Source organism: Gordonia sp. NPDC003425 (genome assembly GCF_053588635.1).
In genome coordinates, this window is the sequence record NZ_JBSFQI010000013.1 from 57197 (window position 1) to 78839 (window position 21643).

Annotated in this window: 21 protein-coding genes and 3 tRNA genes; 10 read left to right on the forward strand and 14 right to left on the reverse strand. The window is 67.3% G+C overall.

The features are described from left to right. The first annotated feature begins 45 nt into the window (after positions 1-45). The 4 genes from ACWDTD_RS15365 (at position 46) to ACWDTD_RS15380 (ending at position 1775) form a co-directional block, all read left to right on the forward strand. A complete protein-coding gene (locus tag ACWDTD_RS15365) occupies positions 46-957 on the forward strand; it encodes a DUF3566 domain-containing protein (RefSeq protein WP_449747991.1) in 912 nt (303 codons plus the stop codon). 74 nt (positions 958-1031) lie between these two features. Then, positions 1032-1108: transfer RNA gene (locus tag ACWDTD_RS15370), tRNA-Ile, on the forward strand. 9 nt (positions 1109-1117) lie between these two features. Further along, positions 1118-1193 (forward strand) — tRNA-Ala (locus tag ACWDTD_RS15375). A 171-nt stretch (positions 1194-1364) separates the two neighbouring features. After that, a complete protein-coding gene (locus ACWDTD_RS15380) occupies positions 1365-1775 on the forward strand; it encodes a DUF1622 domain-containing protein (RefSeq protein ID WP_449747992.1) in 411 nt (136 codons plus the stop codon). On the opposite strand, the gene ACWDTD_RS15385 is transcribed toward ACWDTD_RS15380, so the two are convergent. From ACWDTD_RS15385 to ACWDTD_RS15395, 3 genes are all read right to left on the reverse strand, one after another. Continuing rightward, complete coding sequence (locus ACWDTD_RS15385; protein WP_449747993.1) at positions 1754-2464, reverse strand: cutinase family protein; 711 nt, start codon at positions 2462-2464, stop codon at positions 1754-1756. The two genes, ACWDTD_RS15380 and ACWDTD_RS15385, sit on opposite strands and share 22 nt — an antisense overlap. A gap of 53 nt (positions 2465-2517) precedes the next feature. Then, on the reverse strand, positions 2518-2730 hold the full coding sequence (locus ACWDTD_RS15390) for a DUF4190 domain-containing protein (protein WP_449747994.1): 213 nt from the start codon (positions 2728-2730) through the stop codon (positions 2518-2520). Positions 2731-3761: 1031 nt separating this feature from the next. Next, positions 3762-3941, reverse strand: coding sequence for a hypothetical protein (locus ACWDTD_RS15395; RefSeq protein WP_449747995.1), 180 nt, complete (start codon positions 3939-3941; stop codon positions 3762-3764). A 69-nt stretch (positions 3942-4010) separates the two neighbouring features. On the opposite strand from ACWDTD_RS15395, the gene ACWDTD_RS15400 reads away from it, so the two are divergent. Then, a complete protein-coding gene (locus tag ACWDTD_RS15400) occupies positions 4011-4541 on the forward strand; it encodes a peptidylprolyl isomerase (protein ID WP_449748051.1) in 531 nt (176 codons plus the stop codon). 43 nt (positions 4542-4584) lie between these two features. Next, positions 4585-5532: a rhomboid family intramembrane serine protease gene (locus ACWDTD_RS15405; protein WP_449747996.1), complete on the forward strand. Its 948-nt coding sequence runs from the start codon at positions 4585-4587 to the stop codon at positions 5530-5532. Positions 5533-5546: 14 nt separating this feature from the next. Here the strand turns inward: ACWDTD_RS15405 and ACWDTD_RS15410 are convergent, their stop codons facing one another. Next, positions 5547-6038 carry a PH domain-containing protein gene (locus ACWDTD_RS15410; protein WP_449747997.1) on the reverse strand — a complete coding sequence of 164 codons (492 nt, stop codon included), beginning with the start codon at positions 6036-6038 and terminating at the stop codon, positions 5547-5549. A gap of 81 nt (positions 6039-6119) precedes the next feature. Beyond that, the gene (gene crgA / locus ACWDTD_RS15415) at positions 6120-6410 is read right to left on the reverse strand and encodes a cell division protein CrgA (protein WP_449747998.1); all 291 of its coding nucleotides are present in this window, start codon (positions 6408-6410) and stop codon (positions 6120-6122) included. A gap of 128 nt (positions 6411-6538) precedes the next feature. On the opposite strand from crgA, the gene ACWDTD_RS15420 reads away from it, so the two are divergent. After that, the gene (locus ACWDTD_RS15420; protein WP_449747999.1) at positions 6539-7231 is read left to right on the forward strand and encodes an aminodeoxychorismate/anthranilate synthase component II; all 693 of its coding nucleotides are present in this window, start codon (positions 6539-6541) and stop codon (positions 7229-7231) included. A gap of 42 nt (positions 7232-7273) precedes the next feature. Here the strand turns inward: ACWDTD_RS15420 and pknB are convergent, their stop codons facing one another. The 7 genes from pknB to ACWDTD_RS15455 form a co-directional block, all read right to left on the reverse strand. Beyond that, complete coding sequence (gene pknB, locus ACWDTD_RS15425; RefSeq protein ID WP_449748000.1) at positions 7274-9205, reverse strand: Stk1 family PASTA domain-containing Ser/Thr kinase; 1932 nt, start codon at positions 9203-9205, stop codon at positions 7274-7276. Then, positions 9202-10608 (reverse strand): protein kinase domain-containing protein, encoded by a 1407-nt coding sequence (locus ACWDTD_RS15430; RefSeq protein WP_449748001.1) that lies wholly within the window; start codon positions 10606-10608, stop codon positions 9202-9204. Before ACWDTD_RS15430 ends, pknB begins: the two co-directional genes overlap by 4 nt. Further along, positions 10605-12104 (reverse strand): peptidoglycan D,D-transpeptidase FtsI family protein, encoded by a 1500-nt coding sequence (locus tag ACWDTD_RS15435; RefSeq protein ID WP_449748002.1) that lies wholly within the window; start codon positions 12102-12104, stop codon positions 10605-10607. Before ACWDTD_RS15435 ends, ACWDTD_RS15430 begins: the two co-directional genes overlap by 4 nt. After that, positions 12101-13534, reverse strand: a complete 1434-nt coding sequence (locus ACWDTD_RS15440) for an FtsW/RodA/SpoVE family cell cycle protein (RefSeq protein ID WP_449748003.1) — start codon at positions 13532-13534, stop codon at positions 12101-12103. Before ACWDTD_RS15440 ends, ACWDTD_RS15435 begins: the two co-directional genes overlap by 4 nt. Beyond that, positions 13535-15028 carry a PP2C family protein-serine/threonine phosphatase gene (locus ACWDTD_RS15445; RefSeq protein ID WP_449748004.1) on the reverse strand — a complete coding sequence of 498 codons (1494 nt, stop codon included), beginning with the start codon at positions 15026-15028 and terminating at the stop codon, positions 13535-13537. It abuts the gene before it with no gap. Beyond that, positions 15025-15489: an FHA domain-containing protein FhaB/FipA gene (locus ACWDTD_RS15450; protein ID WP_449748005.1), complete on the reverse strand. Its 465-nt coding sequence runs from the start codon at positions 15487-15489 to the stop codon at positions 15025-15027. The genes ACWDTD_RS15445 and ACWDTD_RS15450 overlap by 4 nt, the downstream gene beginning before the upstream one ends. A 194-nt stretch (positions 15490-15683) precedes the next feature. Continuing rightward, the gene (locus ACWDTD_RS15455) at positions 15684-16904 is read right to left on the reverse strand and encodes a DUF3662 and FHA domain-containing protein (RefSeq protein WP_449748006.1); all 1221 of its coding nucleotides are present in this window, start codon (positions 16902-16904) and stop codon (positions 15684-15686) included. 328 nt (positions 16905-17232) lie between these two features. Here ACWDTD_RS15455 and ACWDTD_RS15460 point away from each other — a divergent pair. Then, positions 17233-17318: transfer RNA gene (locus ACWDTD_RS15460), tRNA-Leu, on the forward strand. 271 nt (positions 17319-17589) lie between these two features. Here ACWDTD_RS15460 and ACWDTD_RS15465 read toward each other — a convergent pair. Next, the gene (locus ACWDTD_RS15465) at positions 17590-18258 is read right to left on the reverse strand and encodes an SDR family NAD(P)-dependent oxidoreductase (protein ID WP_449748007.1); all 669 of its coding nucleotides are present in this window, start codon (positions 18256-18258) and stop codon (positions 17590-17592) included. Between the two features lie 176 nt (positions 18259-18434). Beyond that, a complete protein-coding gene (locus ACWDTD_RS15470) occupies positions 18435-19487 on the reverse strand; it encodes a helix-turn-helix domain-containing protein (RefSeq protein ID WP_449748008.1) in 1053 nt (350 codons plus the stop codon). 213 nt (positions 19488-19700) lie between these two features. Between ACWDTD_RS15470 and ACWDTD_RS15475 the strand changes: the two genes are divergently transcribed. Further along, on the forward strand, positions 19701-20222 hold the full coding sequence (locus ACWDTD_RS15475) for a 2,4'-dihydroxyacetophenone dioxygenase family protein (protein ID WP_449748009.1): 522 nt from the start codon (positions 19701-19703) through the stop codon (positions 20220-20222). Between the two features lie 216 nt (positions 20223-20438). Then, positions 20439-21620, forward strand: coding sequence for a T3SS (YopN, CesT) and YbjN peptide-binding chaperone 1 (locus tag ACWDTD_RS15480; RefSeq protein WP_449748010.1), 1182 nt, complete (start codon positions 20439-20441; stop codon positions 21618-21620). Positions 21621-21643 lie beyond the last annotated feature (23 nt).

Here is a 21643-nt window from a genome sequence, read left to right on the forward strand (position 1 = left end):
GAGCGGGCAAAGACCGACACGGGTAAGCCGAATGAGGGAAGACGAGTGAGCACACCGAACGACCCGGACAAGAACCAGCCGACGTCGCCGCCGAATGGAACCGGACCGGCGTCGGGATCGGCCGGTGCGTCGGGGGCGGGTGCCTCGGGCACACCACGCTCGGGTGGCCTCGTTCCTCCCTGGCAGCGGGGACCGAAAGACATTCCGGCCGGCGGGGGAGAGTCGTCGCCCAACGAGGGATCCCTCAACGGCAGTTCCCGTCCCGGGCCACCGCCGCGGGGTGTGGTGAGCGCGGGATCTCCGGCACCGTCGGCGCAGGGCGCCAACGGCGCGCAAGCGCCGGTGACCAAGCTGGACTCCAGCCCGCGCCCGGCTCCCTCCTCGGGTGGCACCCCGGGTGGCGCCTCGTCACCGAAATCGGCAGGCGGCTTCGTCGAATCGCCGACGCGCACCATCGTGCGGGATCCGTCCGACGACGAGCAGCTTCCGGATCTGGATCTGATTCACCACACCGACGCGCGACGCGTGCCCCCGCAGGCCGCTCCGGCGGCTTCCGTCCCGCGGCCGGTGCCCACCCAGGTCGGGTCCTCGGCCGGGCTGCGCGCCTCGGTGCAGGTGCGCCGCATCGACCCGTGGGCCACGTTCAAGATCACCGCGGTGCTCTCGGTGGCCGGCTTCTTCATCTGGATGATCTCGGTGGCGGTGCTGTACCTGGTCCTCGACGGCATGGGCGTGTGGGATCAGGTCAACAGCTCGTTCGGCACCTTGGTGACCGCCGACGGTTCGTCGAGCTCGGGCGACATCATCGGGGCGGGCACGGTGTTCGGGTACGCGGCGCTGCTCGGCGCGGTCAACGCGATCCTGCTGACCGCCCTGGCCACCGTGGGCGCCTACATCTACAACCTGTGCGCCGACATGATCGGCGGCGCCGAGGTGACCCTGGCCGATCTCGACTAGTTCGCCGTCGAGCCGCCCTACCAGCCGTTTTGGTTGTTGTACGCGCCGTCGGGTAACCTCATTCTTCGGTTCACGGGCCTATAGCTCAGGCGGTTAGAGCGCTTCGCTGATAACGAAGAGGTCGGAGGTTCAAGTCCTCCTAGGCCCACCACTGGACCACGGGGCCTTAGCTCAGTTGGTAGAGCGCTGCCTTTGCAAGGCAGATGTCAGGAGTTCGAATCTCCTAGGCTCCACCACCCACCCACCCACCCCACCCACCGCCACCATTCTGCATTTGTGTGCTGTTGGAGATTCTGGGTGCTGTAGCACCCAAGTTCTCCGAATCGACCCACGTTGAGCCGCAGCGCGGCGCAACGAAGCGCGGTTCGCACCCACCCCGGCGCACCACCCGAAGTACGCTCACCCGCATGGAGTCGGTGTTCACCGGGGTCGCCGTGGGTTTCGAGGTGATCGGCGCGTGCGCGATGATCATCGGCTTCGTCATCGCGGTGGTGCTGGGCATCCGGTCCCTGCGCCGCGGGGAGGGTGGTCAGATCGCGTTCGGGGTTCTGCGCACCACGTTGGGGTCGGCGATCCTGCTGGGACTCGAGGTGCTCGTCGCCGCCGACCTGATCCGCACGATCACGTCGAAGCCGTCGATCGAGGATGCAGTGATCCTGGGACTGATCGTGCTGATCCGGACCATCCTGTCGATGTCCATCCAGATCGAGATCGAGGGCGTGCTGCCGTGGCGACGTGCCCTGCTCACCAGCGGCGGTCAGCTACTGGGCAACGCCGTGGCCCGCGACAACGCCGCTCAGAGGCGCGCGGCCACGTAGTCGGCGGCCTGCACCTGCATGCCGTTGACGCCGTAGAGCACGTGCAGCGCATTGGGCTGGCCCACCGGCCCACCGTCGCACACCACGTCGCCGGGAATGCAGAAGCGCGTGGTCTTCGAGGCGTAAAGAGGCCCGATGGTCATCGGCGGTGCGCCGATGTCGCGGATCCAGCGTTGTGACGGCGGCGCGAACAGCACGACGGCCTTCACATGCGACGCCACCGACGTCGGCATCGGCTTCGGGGCCTGCGACGCGTACTGCGCGTACTGTTCGGGAACCGAGATGCCGCTGTTGGCGGCGTAACTGGCCACGGCTCCACCCTGGGAGTAGCCGCCCAGTACCACGTCGGTCCCGGGACAGGTCGCGGCGAGGTACTTGATTCGGTCCTGCGCGTCGTTGATGCCCTGGACCACATTGCGCACGAATGCCACGCGATCGTTGAAATTGCTGCTGGCCGGGTAATTCACCCCGTATCCCACCACCGATTTGCCGGGGAGCCGGTTACGCAGCGTCTCGACGAACGAGATGCCGGTGAGCCCCAGCGGTGGCGCCGTTTCCGCCGTGCCGCGGGCAAACACCACCTCGACATCCGGGCACGGCGCGGCCGAGGCGTGCGGAGTTTGGGCCGCAGTCGATGCGCCGACCGCGAACACGAGACCTGCCAGCAACATCAGGGAGCGCTTGACCATGGCCCGATGCTACGTGGCGCAAGTGAATCGCGTCAGCAACCGAAGGTCATGCGTCAGAAACCGAAGATCATGAGGTAGGCGATGATCGCCACGACCACCACCACGATGTAGGCCCAGCCCAGGTAGATCGCGACCTTGGCGAAGGGTTCCCCGTATTCACGGGTCCGTGCGATCTCACGCCGCGCCCGATAACCGAGATACATGCCGATCGGGAATGTGATGCCCAGGATCGACAGCACGAACGCCCAGATGGCGGTTCGGTTCATCCGGGGGGTACCGGTGGATCGCGCGGCGCCGGGGCGCGGGGCGGCACCCGTCCGGCGTGCCGCGGACGTCCGAGGCGCGGCCACGGTTCCCTCCTGATCGTCGACACCGGGTTCCCCCGGACGCGCAGTCGCCGCATCCGGGGTCGATGTGATCGCAGAGTACGCCCGGGGTGCGACATCATCGTCCGCACCATCGGTGGCCGGCACATTGGGCGCCGCGGGCGCGGAGTCGGTGAGGCGGGGTCCGGCGTCCAGAGGTCCCCGCGACGGCGGACGGAACAGGGGTGACTCGGCGTTGTCGGCGGGTACGCGCGTGGTGTCTCCGGGTGTGCTCTCGCGCCTCGGTGGTGCGGCGGCCGGTGGTGGACCACCCGGCGGGGTCTCCGACTGCGGTGGCCGTGCTTGTCCCGGAGGCGGCATGCCGGGTCGACGTGGCGGCGGGGATCCGCGTCCGGCAGGGGGTCGAGCGTTGGTGCCCGGTGGTGCCGGCCGGTACCCGGGGGGCGGACCCGGTCGCCATCCGGTCGATCCCGTGGGTCGTGGATCAGGCGAAGGGGGAGCCGAACCGTTTGGAGTCGAACCGTTCGCCGGACGAGGCGGCGGTCCGGCCGGGGGACGTCGCTGCTGACCGGTCGAATACGGGTTGCCGTCACGGATCGGCGCGCTCGGTGCGGACCGGGGACCGGTGGAAGAGGGAGGCACCGACTGCGGGCCGCTGGCATGTCGCGGGGCCGGGGGTGGGGTGGCGGGACCCGTGGAGAGTCGTTCCCATGGCGGCAGCGTTGCTCCCGTCGCAGAGCCGCTGACCCCCGCAGACCCGCTGCCCCCCGCAGACCCGCTGCCCGGCGCGGAATCGGCCGCGCCGGCGGCATCCTCGGCGGGTACCGGCGCGCGCGCGACGCCGGTGTCGGCGTCGGGCCCGGTACGGGTCTCGTCGGAGTTCACCAGTTCAAATTACCGTTACCGAGTCGTTGCCACCGCACCGACCGCTGTATTGACGGCCGCAAAGGTGGGCGACGCCACTCGTCGGATCATCGGGCGGTGCTGGTCTCCGGTGTCCCCGGCCTCTCCGACAACTCCTCGATCCGCGGCACCGTCGCCGATATCGGTGGGGGTTCGGGACGGGTCCGGCGCAGGATCAGGACCGTCGTCGCAATCGCCGACAACACCGCCAGCGCCCCCGCGGTGACGAGCAGATACTTCTTCGACATGCGTCCCAGCGTGCCAGGATGGGCCTGCTCGACGCCACTTCGGTGGGCTTCGCCGGAGAAGATGGTTGGATGGATGGCGTGAGTACACACACGCAGACCGCGACCATCCACACCAACCGCGGTGACATCGTTGTCGACCTGTTCGGAAACCACGCCCCCAAGACCGTGGCCAATTTCGTCGGTCTCGCCGACGGCACCAAGGACTACTCCCAGCCGAACGCCTCCGGCGGCGACTCCGGCCCGTTCTACGACGGATCGGTGTTCCACCGCGTCATCGAAGGCTTCATGGTTCAGGGCGGTGACCCCACCGGCACGGGCCGCGGCGGCCCGGGCTACAAGTTCGAGGACGAGTTCCACCCGGACCTGCGCTTCGACCGCCCCTACCTGCTGGCAATGGCGAATGCCGGACCGGGCACCAACGGCTCGCAGTTCTTCATCACCGTCGGACCCACCCCACATCTGAATCGTCGCCACACCATTTTCGGTGAGGTGTCCGACCCGAAGTCGCAGCAGGTGGTCGACGCGATCGCCACCACCGCCACCGACCGGGCCGACCGTCCGCTCGAGCCGGTCGTGATCGAGAAGATCGAGATCAGCTGAACCAGCCAAAGGCACACAGGATCGCAGTTACGGCCGCGCCGCGATGACCGGACCGCAATACCCCACGGGCAACGCGCATCCCACCGGGGCGCAGCCCGTCTGCTACCGACATCCCGACCGCCCCACCTGGCTGTCCTGCAGCCGGTGTGGGCGGCCGGCGTGTCCGGAGTGCCTCCAACCCGCCGCGGTCGGGCAGCACTGTGTGGACTGTCGGCGGGGCGACGGCATGCAACGCACCACCGTGCCCACCTTCGGCGACCAGGGCGTGCGGCCCGTCGCGCCCAAGGCGGTGGTGGCGCGGCGCCCGATCGCCACCTACGGCCTCATCGCGATCAACGTCGCCGTCTTCATCGCCTGCGTGATCGAGGCCAGATCCTTCGACGCAGGCCTGGCCCCCCTCTTCCAGCACGGCGACCTCGTCGGCCTCTACGTGTCCGACGGCCAGTACTGGCGACTGCTGACCGCGGGGTTCCTGCACTTCACCGTCCTGCACATCGCGGTCAACATGATCTCGCTGTACATCCTGGGCCGCGACCTGGAGATAGCCCTCGGGATAGGGCGCTATCTGATGGTGTATTTCATCTCGCTGTTCGGCGGCAGCGCCGCGGTGATGCTGTTCGAGGCGAACAATGTGCGGTCGGCCGGCGCATCGGGCGCCATCTACGGACTCATGGGCGCCATGCTGGTAGTGGTGCTCAAGGCGCGGATCTCGCCGACGCCGGTCCTCGTGATCATCGGCGTCAACCTGGCGCTCTCGTTCTCCATGCCGGGGATCTCCGTGGCCGCCCATGTGGGCGGGCTGGTGTTCGGTGCCGCCGCCACCGCAGCGGTGGTGTATCTACCCGGACTCGTATTGTCGCCGCAGACCCTGACCGCGGATCGCGCGGCCCGAGTCGGCTGGATCGCGTTGTGCGCGCTCCTGGTGGTCGCGATCGGTATCGGTGTCGGCGCGGGCGCGCTCGGTGTCGGCACCGGAACCCTCGTCCGCTGACGCGGCGTCACACGTCAGCGTTTGTCGTCGACGACGAACCCCGCCCGCCGCAATGCGTCACCGACGTCCTCGAGGTCGGCCCCCAGGTCCCACCGGCTGAACACGATGAGCCGGGTGTCGTCGCGCAACGGGCCGCCTTGATTGGCCGGCGGCGCGCCGTCGGGGAGCACTTCGAGCTGTAGCTGACCGGAGCGGCGGTTGATGCGGCGTAGGTTACGCAGCTCGACGTGCTCCACCCGGTCGACGGGATAGGTCTGCGTTCCGCCGATCGTGCGGACCGTCACCTGCGCGCCGGGGCCCAGCGCCAGCCGTGGCCGGATGGTCAGCGTGTACACGCCGAGACCGAGAGCCAACAGACCCGCGACGCCCATGATGATCGTTCCCGCGGGTTCGGACCTTCCGGCGATTGCCGCCACGAGCAGCACTGCGCCTGCGACGGCCAGGACGATCCCGTATGCCCGCGGTGTCGACCACGATTCGGGCGCCGGAGCAGCAGAGTTATCCACAGGGGTTACTCACAATGGGGATGACTTACACACATGTAATTTCCACACTGTGGAAATCGGATACAAGCCTGTTGTGGCAGGTCAACGCCACCGCATGGTCATCAGCAGGCCGATCACCATCAGCGCGAAACCGATCAGGAAGTTCCACGAACCCAGATTGGCCATCCAATGCAGCGCCTGCCCTTCGCCGCCGTAAGCGGTGGGGCTGGCGGCAAGGTAGTAGACGATCAGCCAGGCGAGGCCGAGCAGCATGAGACCGAGCATCACGCCCACATAGATGCTGCTGGACGGCCCGGTCTTGACCTTGACCGGTGTCCGCGACGCCGGGTTGATCGTGTAATCGGTCTTCTTCCGGACTTTTGACTTCGGCATGACTTCCTCGGTTGGGGTACTGAAACGCTGCGTCCACGGTATCTCACCAGGTCGCCGTCGCCGAACGGTCGCGGGTCCGGTGACCGGGAGCAGAACTGGTCGCGGGGTACCACCGGTACCCTGGGCGTGTGAGTGCGCCGCAGCAGTCGACGGGCCGGGTGCTCGTCGTCGACAACTATGACAGCTTCGTCTACAACCTGGTCCAGTATCTGGGTCAGCTGGGCGTGGAGGCCGTGGTGTGGCGCAACGACGATCCCGCCCTGACCGACGAGAACGGCGAGTTCAGCACGGACTCGTTGCGCGCGGCGGTCGACGGATTCGACGGGGTGTTGCTGAGTCCGGGCCCGGGCACCCCGCAGCGCGCCGGCGCCACCATTCCGCTGGTGCACCTCGCCGCGGCCGACCATGTACCGCTGCTCGGCGTCTGCCTCGGTCACCAGGCGATCGGCGCCGCGTTCGGCGGCACCGTCGACCGGGCCCCGGAGTTGTTGCACGGCAAGACGTCGCTGGTGTTCCACGACGACAGCGGGGTCCTCGCCGGACTGCCCGACCCGTTCACCGCGACCCGATACCACTCGTTGACGGTGCTGCCCGAGACCATTCCCGACGAGCTGCGGGTCACCGGCCGCACCGAGTCGGGCATCGTGATGGCGATGCAGCACCGCGAGTTGCCCATCCACGGCGTGCAGTTCCATCCGGAGAGTGTGCTCACCCAGGGTGGACACCGGATGCTCGCCAACTGGCTCGCGGTGTGCGGTGTTGATGTGCCCGAATCACTGGTGTCCGAACTCGAACACGACATGGCCGCGGCCATCGGCTGATCACAGCCGTAGGTCACTCGCGCCCGAACCCGGTCGGCGGACTCACGGCGGGAGCAGGCTCAGCTCTCCCACGGTCACCGACACCGCGCCGTTCTTCGCGAGCTTTCCCCCCGAGTTGGGATCCTGGTCGACGATCTTGCCGATGTCGGGGCTCCCGATCGGCACACCGCGCGTCGTCTGGGTCAGCGTCGAGCCGGTCCATCCCTGCGCCTTGAGGGTGGCCTGGGCTTGCGCCGGCGTCTGCCCACGCAGGTCCGGCACCACGAACAGATTGCCGCGCGACACGGTGACCTGCACGGTGCTGCCCTGGTCGACGGTTTCCCCGGCCGCCGGCGACGAGCTGATCACCTGTCCGGCGGGCAGATCCGAGTCGGCCGACACGGCCACCATCTTCAGCCCGGCCTGGTCGAGCATTTGCTGCGCCTGGTCGCGGCTGAGACCCACGATGTCGCGGACGGTGACCTGTTTGGGTCCGGTACCCACGTGCAGCACGATCAGTCCGTTGACCGGCGCCTCGGTGCCCGACGCCGGGGTGGTGTTGACCACCTTGCCCTTCAGGTCAGCGGTGGAGTCCACCTCGTCGGTGCGAATGTTGGTGAATCCCAGCACTTTCAGCGCGTCGGTCGCCTGCTCGGGTGTCTTGGTCTGCAACGGCGGGATCGAGTGCCGTTGCGGTCCGGTCGAGATGTAGAGCGTCACCTCGGAGTCCTCCGGGGCCATGACGTCGGCTCCCGGTGTGGAACGGGTGGCGTTGCCCGCGGGTACATCAAGGCTGGGTTCCTGGAGCTGTTTCACCCGGAAACCGGCCTTGACGAGATTGTTTTCGGCGTCTTTCGCCGAGAGTCCGTTCACCGACGGCACCGCGATCTGCCGTGCGGACTCCGACGCCCAGGGTGCCCACCACAGCAGCAATCCGGCGAGCAGCAGCACCACCATGGCCGCCGACCCGAGGATCAACGGCCGGGAGCGCCGGCGCAGCGGTTCGTCGTCGGCGGCATCACGGCGATGTGACCCGGTGCCGCCCGACCCCGACCCCGCGCCGGCGTCGAGGCTGCGCAGCGCGCGCCGCGGTCCGGAGTCGAGGAACTCGGTGCGGTCCTCGTCGCTGAGCAGCAGCGGAGCCGACGGCCTGCCACCCGCGAGCACCTTGATCAGGTCCGACCGCAACTCGGCCGCCGACTGATAGCGGTTCTCCTTGTTCTTGCTCATCGCCTTGAGCACCACCGAATCCAGCTCACGCGGGATGTCGGGTTTGATCGACGACGGCCACGGCGGATCCTCGTGCACGTGCTGATGCGCGACGGCCACCGGAGAGTCACCGGTGAACGGCGGCTGCCCGGTGAGCAGCTCGAACAGCACACACCCCATCGAGTAGATGTCCGAGCGCGGATCCACCTTGATGCCGCGCGCCTGCTCGGGCGAGAGGTACTGGGCGGTGCCCATCACCGCCGAGGTCTGCGTCATCGTCGACGTCGAATCGCTGATCGCGCGGGCGATGCCGAAGTCCATCACCTTCACCGCACCGGACTTGTCGATCATCACGTTCGCCGGCTTCATGTCGCGGTGCACGATGCCGTTGCGGTGACTGAAATCCATCGCCGCGGCCACGTCGGCCATCCAGGTCATCGCCTGGCGCGGCGAGATGGGACCGTTGGCGCGCAGCACGTCACGCAGCGTCTCGCCGTCGACGTACTCCATCACGATGAACGGCAGCGGACCGTCGGGTGTCGTGGCCTCTCCGGTGTCGAACACCTGCACGATCGTCGGGTGGTTGAGCTTGGCGGCGTTCTGCGCCTCACGGCGGAAGCGCAGATAGAACGACGGGTCGCGGGCCAGGTCGGCGCGCAGCACCTTGATCGCGACGTCCCGGTTGAGCAGGAGGTCACGTGCGAAATGCACCTCCGACATCCCGCCGAATCCGAGCGTTTCGCCCAGTTCGTAGCGGTCGGAGAGGTGATGCGGCGTGGAGGTCATTGTCCTGGCAGGCAGATCGGGGGGCAGAAGCGACCGGTCACGGTCGGCGCACCCGTATCGGGTTGGGTGGTCGGGGTGGGTGTCTCCTGGGTCGGGGTGGGTTCTTCGGTCGTGGTCTCCGTGGTCGTTTCGTCCTGGGTCGTCGTGGTGGGCTCACGACGTGTGGTGGTCGGTTCGTCGTCGGCGGTGGTGGGGACCGTGGCGGTGGTGGTCTGCGTGACCGTCGCCGGTGGCGACGGCGTGTCGGACGAGCTCGAGTTCAGGTTGGCCACCCAGAATCCGATGAGCCCGATGGCGCCGAGCAGCAGCACCGCGGCGATCCCGGCGAGCACCTTCTGCCCGGTGGTCCACCCGTTGTCGTGGTGGTCGGGCGGGGTCGGCGTCGCCGACGTGCGGGTCGGGGTGAGACCGGTGCCGCTGCTTGCGGGGGCCATGGCGGTGTTGCCCGCGGTCATCGCACGGGTGGCGCCGGTCGGGCGGGCGGCGGCGATCCCGGCTCCGGCCGCCGCTCCGGCCGCGGCTGCCCCGGCGGCGCCGAGTGCGGCCGTCCCCGGACGTGGTGGTCGGCGACCGGCGCGCACCGCGGCCACCGCGTCGGCGAACTCCCCGCCGTTGGCGTAGCGCTGCTTGGGGTCCTTGGAGAGGGTGATGTCGATGAGTTCGCGCACCGACGCCGGGATGTTCGACGGCAGCGGCGGCGGCTCCTCGCGGATGTGTTTCATCGCAATGGTGATCGCCCCGTCGCCGAGGAAGGGCCGACGTCCGGTGAGCGCTTCGTATCCCACCACGCCCAGCGAATACACGTCCGACGCGGCGGTGGCCTCACCGCCGGTGGCCTGCTCGGGCGAGATGTACTGGGCGGTCCCCATCACCATGCCGGTCTGGGTCACCGGTGCCGAGTCGACGGCCTTGGCGATACCGAAGTCGGTGATCTTCACCTGCCCGGTGGGGGTGATGAGGATGTTGCCGGGTTTGACGTCGCGGTGCACCAGACCGGCGCTGTGCGCGGCCTGCAACGCGCGACCGGTCTGCTCGAGCATGTCGAGGGTGTTGGCCAGCGACAGCCGTCCCAGCCGTGAGATCACCGAGTTCAGCGGCTCACCGTCGACAAGTTCCATCACCAGGTAGGCCAGCGGCGCGCCCCCGGTGCGGTCGGGTGTTTCGCCGTAGTCGAAGACGTTCGCGATGCCCGGGTTGTTGAGCTTCGCGGTGGTCTGCGCCTCGGCGCGAAACCGTGCGGTGAACTCGGGATCATCGGAGTACTCGGCCTTGAGCACCTTCACCGCGACCCGGCGGTTGAGCCGGGTGTCGAGGGCTTCCCACACTTGGCCCATGCCACCGGTGGCGATCAGTCGCCGCAGCCGGTAACGGTCGGCGATCGTCGCCCCGTTCTGCAGGCTCATCGTCCACCTCCCACCAGCGCGTTGATCACGGCCCGTCCGATCGGTGCCGCGACCGTCGCACCCACAGAATTCACACCGTAGTCGCCGTTCTCGACCACCACGGCCACCGCGATCTGCGCGTTCGACGACGGACCGAACGCGATGTACCACGTGTACGGTGTCACGGACTCGCCGTTCGTCGTGTCCGAATGCTCGGCGGTCCCGGTCTTCGACGCGATCGAGACGGGCCCGCCGGCCCCGGCGGTGGCGCGCTCGGATTCGACCATCATCTGCGTGAGCGTCGCCGCCTCGTCGGAGGTGATGGGTTCGTTGATCGTCGTCGGCTGCGAGGTGTAGAGCGTGCGCAGATCGGCCGACTGCAGCTTATCCACCAGATATGGCTGCATCCGCACACCCCCGTTGGCGACGGTGGCCGCGATCATGGCGTTCTGCAGCGGAGTGAGGCGTACGTCGCGCTGACCGATCGCCGACTGCGCCAGCGCCGCCTTGTCGGCAATCGGCCCCACCGTCGAGCGTGCCACCGGCATCGGGATGTCCGGACCCGCCTCGTCCATTCCGAATCGGCGGGAGGTTTCTTTGAAGATCGCGGTGGCGTTGGGCATCTTGGTGGTCACGAGGTCGGCGAAGGCGGTATTGCACGAGTACTTCAACGCCGTGGTCATCGATACGGTGCCCCCCGACGATTCCGGGCAGGTCTCGCCCCCGTAGTTGGGCAGCGAGATGGTGGTGTCGGGCAGGGGGAAACTCGACGCCGACGTGAGCCGGATGTCGGGTTTGATGCCGTCGCGCAGTGCGGCCGCCGAGGTGACCACCTTGTAGGTGGATCCGGGCGGGTACAGCTCGTCGATCGCGCGGTTGAGCATCGGCTGCGGCCCGTTGGGCTGATTCCACGACGACCACGCGGTCTCGCGCACCGCCTGGTCCTGGCTTGCCAGCTTGTTCGGATCGAAACTCGGGGTGGACACCATCGCGAGCACCTTGCCGGTGGTGGGTTCGATGGCCACCACCGCGCCCCGACAGCCGCCGCGGCATCCGTTCTGCATCTGGTTGTAGGCCACGCGCTGAAGACGCGGATTGATGGTGGTCACCACGTTCCCGCCGCGGGGGTTGCGGCCGGCGAACATGTCCATGAACCGCTGCCCGAACAGCCGGTCGTCGCTTCCGGAGAGGAACTCGTTCTCGTAGTGCTCGATCCCGGTGGTGCCGTATTGGTAGGAGAAGAAGCCGGTGACCGGCGCGAACGGCAGTGCGTCGGCGGGCGGATAGGTGCGCTGGAACTTGATGCGGCTGTCGGTGGGCACCGACTGCGCGATCACCTCCCCGCCGGCGGTGATGGCACCGCGCTGGCGGGAGTACTCGTCGAGCAGCACGCGGGTGTTGCGCGGGTCGGCGCGCAATGTTCCGGCCTTGAACACCTGGATGTAGGTGGAGTTGGCGAGCAGGGCGACGATCAGCACGATCACCACCATCGACACGCGGCGAATCGGTGTGTTCATACCTGGCGCACCGCCTGGGTGGGCAACGATTCGATCGGTTTGGGCTTGGGCCGCCGTTTGGTGGGGTCGGGTTCACGGGCGGCGTTGGAAACGCGGATCAGCAACGCCAGCAGGATGTAGTTGGCCAGCAACGACGAACCGCCGTACGACATGAACGGTGTGGTGAGGCCGGTCAGCGGGATCAGTTTGGTGACGCCGCCGACCACCACGAAGATCTGGACCGCGATGGTGAACGCCAGGCCGGTGGCCAGGAGTTTGCCGAAGCTGTCGCGCACCGCCACGCCGGTGCGCAGTCCGCGCATCACGAAGATGAGGTACAGCATCAGCACCGCGAACAGCCCGGTCAGACCGAGTTCCTCACCGATGGTGGCGATGATGAAGTCGGTGTTGGCGAACGGCACGATGTTGGGCCGGCCCGAGCCGAGCCCGGTGCCGAACAGGCCGCCGGTGGCCAGCCCGAAGAGGCTTTGCGCCACTTGATATCCGGTGGTGTCGAAGGTGGCGAACGGGTCGTCCCACACCTGCACGCGCACCTGCAGGTGCGGGAACAGCTGGTAGGCGAGGAGCGCGCCCGCGACGAACAGGGTGAGCCCGATGATCACCCAGCCGACGCGTTCGGTGGCGACATAGAGCATCGCGAGGATGGTGGAGAAGATGAGCAGCGGGCCGCCCAGGTCGTTCTGCAACGCGAAGATGCCGATCGTCACGATCCAGGCGATAAGCAGCGGACCGAGGTCGCGGGCGCGTGGCAGATCCATGCCGAGGAAGTGTTTGCCCGCGGTGGTGAACAGATCGCGTTTGGACACCAGCAGTGCGGCGGTGAAGATGATGATTGCGATCTTCGCGAACTCGCCGGGCTGAATGTTGAAGAACGGCGTGCGAATCCAGTTCTTGGAGCCGTTGATCTCCGAGATCGACGCGGGCAGGATCGCCGGGATCGCAAGGAAGATCACGCCACCGAGACCCAGCGTGTAGGCGTATCGCGACAAGGTGCGGTGGTCGCGGATGAAGATCAGGATCGCGGCGAAGGCGATGACACCCAGCAGCGCCCACAGCAACTGTTGATCGGCGTTGTTCGTCCGGTCCGACGGGCTGATCTCTTCACCGCTGGGCCCCGACCCGAGGTCGAGGCGGTGGATGAGCACCAGCCCGAGTCCGTTGAGCACGGCGACGATCGGCAGTAGCAGCGGGTCGGCGTGCGGGGCGTAGCGACGCACCACGAAATGGGCGATGCCGAACAGAAACGTGTACGCGGCAACGTATTTCAGCAGATCCCAGGAGAGGGCCTGCCCTTGGGCGGCCTGCACGATGAGCAGCGCCACGGTCACCAGACCGATCGCGAAGATCAGCAGGACAAGTTCTGCGGTGCGACCGGTCTGCTCGGCGGGTTGACGCGGCGGTGCGTGCGCGGCGGAGGCGGGTTGTGTCATCTACGGTTCCCGGCACGGTCCGTCGTCGAACGGTTGCGTGCCCGGCGACGATGCGCCGGGGGACGAAGGCGAGGGCTGCGCCGGCGTCGACGGTGCCGGCGAGGCCAGCCCGAAGGTGGCCGGGGCCACGGTCTGCTCCTGGGCGGGCGCGCCCGGAGCCGGCGCAGGGGCAGGTGCCGGAGCCGAGGGCGCGGGAGTGGCGGTCGGCGGCTCTTTCTTGCACAGCGGTAGGAACGTGAGGCCGCGCACGCGGTTCTGGGCGGTGGCGAGGTCCACCTTGCTGATACCGAAGCTGCGCACGGTGCTCGCGCTGAGCGAGTCGAGGTCGGCGAGTTTGAGTCGGGTGCACTCGCCGGTCTCGTCGACACCCCGGAACATCACCGACGGTGTGGACGTGTCGGCCCCGACGACGCACACATGTTGGGCGGGCGTGCTCGAGGAGAAGAACAGGATCTTGTCGGGTGAGCCCTGGAAGACGGTGACCTTGCCGCTGTCGTCGCCCACGTAGTAGGTGCTGCGCAGCAGACCGCGGGCGACGAAGAACCCGATGATCAGTGCGGCGAGCACCAGGATGCCGATGCCGGGGAGAATCCAGCGGCTCCAGCGGCTGCGCTGTGGTGGTTCCTCGTCGTCGGCCAGGATGGAGGGCCGCTGCGGCTGGGCCGGTGGCGGGCGCAGTGCGGCGGCGCGACCGGCGGCGGTGGCGGGGTCGGGGGTGTAGCTCTGGTCGTCGTTGCCCGCGGCACCGCCGACCATCGGCCGCGATTCGCCGTAGGAGGTGTCGAGGACGTCGGCGAGCACCACCGTCACGTTGTCGGGGCCGCCGCCGCGCAAGGCGAGTTCGATGAGCCGGTCGGCGCATTCCTTGTCGTCGACGATGGTGCCGAGGGTCTCGGCGAGGGTCTCCTCGCTCACCACATCCGACAGTCCGTCGCTGCACAGCAGGTACCGGTCGCCGGCGCGAGCCTCGCGGATGGTGAGGGTCGGTTCCACCTCGGTCCCGGTGAGGGCGCGCATGATCAGCGAGCGCTGCGGGTGGGTGTGCGCCTGTTCGGCGGTGATGCGGCCCTCGTCGACGAGGGTCTGCACAAAGGTGTCGTCGCGGGTGATCTGGGTGAGTTCGCCGTCACGGTAGAGGTAGCCGCGGGAATCGCCGATGTGGCACAGGCCGATCCGGTTGCCGGCGAACAGGATCGCGGTGAGCGTGGTGCCCATGCCGTCGAGGTCGGGGGAGCGTTCCACCTGCTCGGCGATGGCGGCGTTGCCGCGGTGGGTGGCGCGGTCGAGGGCGGCGAGGAGGTCGCCGCCGGGTTCGTCGTCGTCGAGGGTGCGCAGCGCCTGGATGACGAGCTGGCTGGCCACCTCGCCGGCCGCGTGGCCTCCCATGCCGTCGGCCAGGGCGAGCAGGCGCGGGCCTGCGTAGAAGGAGTCCTCGTTGTTGGACCGCACCAGACCACGGTCGCTTCGCGCGATGTAGCGCAGCACCAGCGTCACGGGCGGAGCTCGATCACGGTCTTGCCGATGCGGATCGGCGTGTTCAGCGGGACCTTCACCGCGGTGGTCACCTTGGACCGGTCGAGGTAGGTGCCGTTGGTGGATCCGAGGTCCTCGACGTACCAGTCGTCGCCGCGGCGCGAGAGCCGTGCGTGGCGTTCGGAGGCGTAATCGTCGGTGAGCACGAGGGTCGAGTCGTCGGCGCGGCCGAGCAGCACGGGCTGGGTGCCCAGCGTGATGCGCGTGTTGGCCAGCGCGCCGTGGGTCACCACGAGGTGGCGGGCGGAGCCGCGTGCGACGGTCGACTTGCGTCGGCGCTTGTCACCGCCGGGTATCCGCAGCATCCGCGACCCCGACGCGGCGGCGATGTCGGTGCGCAGGGTGCGGATCACCGCGTAGACGAACAGCCACAGCAGCACCAGGAACCCGATACGGGTCAATTGCAGAACCAAGCCCTGCATCTAGTGCTCACCTCCAGCGCCATCACGTCGTCTGTATCCGCCGGGCGCCCGGTGGCGCTCGGAAGACGGCGGACCCGACTGCATCTTATGGGGTGATCCCGTGTGCGCCGTCATTCAGATGTGACAGTTCCGCATCAACATCCCGCCGACGAGGCGAGATGTCGAGCAACGCCGCAGGTCCGCCCGATGAAGCCTTACTGGAACCGGACGGTGATGTCGGAGTGTCCGATGCGGATGCGATCGCCGTCGGCAAGCTCCCAGCTGTTCACCTGGACGTCGTTGACGGTGGTGCCGTTGGTGGAGTTGAGGTCGGTGAGCATGGCGGTGCTGCCGTCCCAGCGAATCTCCACGTGACGGCGTGAGACGCCGGTGTCGGGGAGCCGGAACTGGGCGTCCTGACCGCGGCCGATCACGTTGGAGCCCTCGCGCAACTGGAAGGTGCGGTTGCTGCCGTCCTCGAGGATCAGGGTGATGGCGGTGGGGGCGTAGCCGCCGGGACGACCATAGTTCTGGTCGTAGCCGTAAGCGGGTTGCTGTCCGTAACCCTGGTCGTAGCCGTACCCCTGCGGGGCGGGCTGCTCGTAGCCCTGCTGGCCGTAGCCCTGCTGGTAGTCGTAGCCGGGCTGCTGGCCGTAGCCCTGGTCATAACCGGGCTGCTGCGGATAGCCCTGCCCGTAGCCACCCTGGCGGTAGTCGTAGCCCGGCTGCTGGCCGTAACCCTGGTCGTAGCCGGGCTGACCCTGCTGCGGGTACCCCTGCTGGCCGTAGCCCTGCTGGTAGTCGTAGCCGGGCTGCTGCCCGTAACCCTGAGGCGCCTGCTCGGCAGGCTGCTGGCCGTAGCCCTGCGGGTAGTCGTAGCCGGGCTGCTGTCCGTAACCCCGGTCGTCGTATGCGGGCTCGGGACCCCGCCGCTGGTCATATCCGGGGTTGTGGGTCATGGCGGGTGCTCCTACTTCTCGGGGTGCATTCGTGTGCGTCTGCAACTGTTGTTCTGCTGCGGCAGCGGCGGGTGTGGACTTCTGGTCCGCCGACCGCGGAGTGGCATCGGGGTTCACCGTTCCACGCGCTCGGAACATCCCGGTGTGGAGGGACGGCGATTGGTCGAACTCTACGACGACCTTCCCATAGGTCTGCCACCCATTGTCCTTGATGAAATTTTCCAGGTGCTTCGAAAACCGTCTGCGGTTGAGTTCGTACTCGGCCGCGATCTGGTCGTGATCGGTGGGGCTGAACAGCAAGGTGTAGCTGTTGGCCGCCAGGATCGCGCCGTCGCCGAGGTCCTCGAGGGATTCCTCCGCCTCGCGCTGCAGACCGTTCTCGATCTCCTGCGGGGCGACCTCACCACCGAAAACGCGAGCGAAGCCGTCGTCAACGGCACCTTCGAGTTTGCGCTCGAATCGTTGCAAGATGCCCATGGTCGACCCCCTTCACTCTCGTCGTGGCGTGTCGCCGTGCATGTGACCTTGAATGATGATACCGATACTGACGGCTAACGCCGCCTCCAAGCAACTGCTGCACCTTCTGCAACACACGTATCACGCCGGTGTATGCCGCGATCACTCGGTAAACGCGGCACGAATCTGAATACGCTGAGGCTGCAGCCAGAGCGTTTACCGATTCGAGCAGCGTTCACGTAACCGCTGGCGTCGAGTTTTACATCGCCCGGCCATTGTTGCTATCGTTCTGCAGTCCGTTGGTCGTTCCCATGGCCGACGACATGCCCGCCGAGCGATCGGCGGCCACGGGCGAGTGGCGGAATGGCAGACGCGCTGGCTTCAGGTGCCAGTGTCCTTCGGGACGTGGGGGTTCAAGTCCCCCTTCGCCCACCATTTGAGCGGTCAGCTCAGAGCGCTACAAAAGGTCAGGCCGCGGAAGCGCGGCCTGACCTTTTTGGTACCTCATACTTGCCACGCGCAGCCCAGCCCCGGGATCACACCGACGGTAAACACCGACCCCGACGCCCGCGTCGACTCTCACGACGCAATTGCGATCCCAACCGGATCGTGAGCGGTGTGCACCCGGAGCGTGCGCCGGTCAGTTTTCGGTTTCCGAATTCGACGACGAAGCCGCTCACCGGCACGCCGATACGTGCTGCTTCGATCAGATGCCGGTCACCAAGTAGCCGCCGTCGACCGGAAGCACCACCCCGGTGATGAACGACGCCGCATCCGAGGACAGGAATGCGGTGACCTTGCCGATCTCCTCCGGGGCTCCGTAACGGCCCATCGGTGTGCGGGAGAGGATGCGGTCGTTGAGTTGGGCGTCGGCCTTCAACGGCGCCAGCAGCGGCGTGTCGATCCAGCCGGGAGCAATGGCGTTGACTCGAATGTGGTCGGGAGCGTAAGCCTCGGCGAGGGAGCGGGTCAGCTGCGCAATTCCGCCCTTCGCCGCGGCGTAGGCGGCACGTGTGCCGCCACCGAAGAACGAATACATCGACGCGACGTTCACCACCGATCCGCCGTTCTTCGCGAGCAGGTCATGCCCCAGTTGGATCGTGCGGTACACCCCGGCGAGTTGGATCGAGAGCACCTTGTTGAACGGTCCCCATTCCAGTTCGCGCTCACCCATGCTGATTCCGGCGGCGGGCATGAGAATGTCGAGTGCGTCGAGTTCGGCGAACAGCCCGGTCAGATCGGCATCGTTGGTCACATCCACTTCGCGGACCTGAACGTCGAGGCCGTCGGGAAAGCCGGCTTCATCGGCACCGAGTCCGACGGCGTAGACACTCGCTCCGAGTTCGGCGAGGTATCGCGCGGTACCCGCACCCATCCCGATGTCCCGCCGGTGACCACCGCGGTCTTTCCGGCGAAGAGTTCTTTGGCAAACGTCGACATGGGCTACTCCTCTACGGTCACACACGCCTTGTGGCGCTGCTCGCCATCGTGGTTCGTGCTCCGGAGGAAAGGAGTCCTCTCTCCGACGACTGTGCAAACTTTGCACACTCGTCAGCCGTCGATGTGGTACCGACGCAGGCGTTGGTACAACGTTCCGCGCGAAATACCCAGTCGCTCAGCTGTTTCCGACTTATTACCGTCGCATTCGTGCAGCACGTCGCGAATGACGTCGGCCTCCGCCCGCTCCAGCCGGCTACCCGGCGCGAACGATGACGGCAGGGCGTCCGGGTCGTGCGCCGTGAGGTCGGGACCCGACGACAGCGTCGCCGGACCACCGGCGAGCATCAGGATCACCCCATGGGACAGCGACTGATCTGCGACCCGATACATGTCAGCAGTCAGGTTGCCGGGCAGCGTGATTCGACGCGCGTGCGGTCCCGCCTCGAGAACGGCGGACCAGACCCGTGCACGATCGAGGTGAAGGGCCGCCACCTTGTCGTCGACGAGCATCATCGCGGCGTCGAGCGCAATGACCGGCCTCGTCGTCGCGGACCGGAATCGCAGACACATGTCGAGAAGCTGATGTTGCCGCGGCGTGGCCGAGTCTCTTATGGCGGAACTGATTCCGGATGCGAGCGACCGCAACGCCACCGACAGGAAATGGTTGGCGTCCTCGACCCGACACGCGATGTTCACCAATCCCGCGATCTGACCGGTGATGGGGTTGGCCACGGGTGCTGCGAAACACGCCCAGTCGTGCCACAACTGCTTGTAGTGCTCGGTGCCGATGACGGTCACCGGCCGACGGTCCGCGATCGCCAGACCGATTCCGTTGGTGCCGGCCTGTTGCTCGGCGAACTGTGACCCCAACTCGAACTCGGAGCGATCCAGCAACGTGGTGATCCTGGAATCCGATTCCCAACGCCAGGTCACCACTCCCGACGGGTCCGCGAGGGCCAACGACGTAGAGGTTCCCGCCAGCAGATCGGTCATCGACAACAGCACCGGGGCGCCCGCAGCGATGAAGCCGGACTCGAAATCCACGTCGGTCCGCGCGACGTCGAGCCGCGCGACGTCGACCCCGTTCTGTCGGGAACGCTGCCACGACTTGACGATGTCGGTTCTGATCGGCCGATCGAGATCGCCGTGTGTGGACGACGGCATATTCACCTCCCGCTGACTTCCGGCCCGGCGATGGTAAGGGCGGCTGCGTTGTCGGCGGGGTCAGCGCGACTGTTGATTGTACAAGTTTTGAACAAGATGCCCAGTGGCCGACGCCATTATGCCAGTGCAGAGTGACGATGGTCACCGTCGTCGCGAGGCGGCCCACGCACCGGGCGACCAGCACCAGAATCTACGTTTTCAGAGGAGTTCACCATGTCGGTCACCGCCACCAATCCGGGCAACGTCAGCAACCTCACCGAGCTCGAACGCGCCGAACTGGCCGTTGTCGAACGCTATGCGGCCGAGGATCGTTACGTCTCCGGGGACGAGGTGCCCTGGTTCCCGTGGGTCGGTGCTCTCGAGCTGAAGATGCTGCGCGCCGACAACCGCAGCGGGCAGTTCGTGGTGGGACTGCGTTCCGCGGAGGACGCGATGCTCGGCAAGCATCGCCATCGCGGTGCCGTCGCCGCCGTCACCACCAAGGGCAGGTGGCACTACTTCGAATACGACTGGATGGCCACCCCCGGCGACTACGTGCGCGAGAGCCCGGGCACCATCCACACCCTGCACCTGTTCGCGGACACCGAGATCTACTTCACCATCGAGGGTTCGATCGAGTTCCTCAACGACGACGACACGCTCAACAACACGATGGACATCTGGAGCTTCGTGCACCTCTACGAAGACCATTGCGCCAGAACAGGAACCGAGTTCAACCACCGCATCTTCTACTGACGGCCACGACAGAGACACCTCACCGCTCGGTACACGCGAGCAGCACTGACAGCGTTGAAAGAGGGGTGAGGTGTTCCGTGGCGTGCGGCAGTTCGCCTACTCGTGATCCAACCTCTGGGCGCGTGACCCGATTTGTCAGACCATGCGCCTAATCTGCAGTTGAAAGGGTGATTCTCCGGTATGCCGGTGGACGCCTGACGCAGAAAGGGGGAGGTCATGGCCAACATTGACTTCGATACCTCCGTCGAGGGTGCGTGGCGCACCTTCCGTGGTGAACTCGCCGACCGCCTCGTCGGCCTCGAACCCGGAGACGAGGTCGTCGTCGAGCAGTCGCGCGAGGTCCACGAGGGCTCGCACGCAACCCTCACCTTCACCGCCACACGCGCCCACCGCCTGCGCGCCACCATCCGCACCGTCGATCTGCTCTCGGCGCCCGGCGAGTCCCCAACGCCCATCGAGGCCGCGGGCAAAGCGGGCTGGCGAGTTCTGCGTGACGGCCGGACCATCTACGAGGTCTCCCGTCGGCGGGTCGACGAGCTCGCGCAGGTCGCCGTCGCCGCGCTTCGCGAGATCTGGGAAGTGGTGCACCCGGCGTTCCTCGCGCAGCCGGAGCCCGCGCCGGTGGAACCGGTCGTCTCGATCGGTGTGGTCCCCGAATCGCGAGATCACCTGCTGCGCTTGGTGGTCGGCGCTCTCGAGGAGATCGCCGGAGGCACCATCGTGCTCGACGAGGACGGCGACATCCCGCTGCCCACGGGTGAGCTCCGGTCGTGGCTGCACGTCATGGCCGACGACCCGGCGATCGAGTTCTTCGGCACGCTCGTCGACGAGGTGCCCGACGCTGCGGCGGCCGCCGAGTTCATCGCCGCCGAGGCGGTCGGTTGGACCGGCATCAAATTGGTCCTGCATCAGTCCACGGTGATGGTGTTCCTCACCGTCGAGATGCGTGCGTTCTGCCGCGAGAACCTGGTGTCGGCGCTCGCGCGCTGGCTCGGCTTCATGCACGACGCCGCACCCGACATCGTCGCCGCGATCAAGGGGGCCGACGCACCCGAACCGACCAGCACCGACGACGATCAGCTGCCCGACGAGCTGCAGACGCTCATCGTCCTCGATGAAGACGGACAGTCACTCGACGCGCACGACGTCGCGACCATCTGCCGCTTCGACCGCTCGGCCATCCTGCGGTACTTCCGCACCACCCAGGAGCAGTACCTCGAGTGGATGAAGTCGGCGCGCGCCGCCGACGCCGCCGGCGACCCGGAGGAAGCCGCCGCATGCCGCCACGAGGAGGAAGCGTGGCGGGTCACCGCGCGCAAACTGCAGGACGCGCTGCGCATCGTGGCGCTACCCGACGACGGCGACGTCCACGATCGGGAGCCTCGCCCGACGCGGTAACAGGCTCGGGCAGAGTCGGCGTG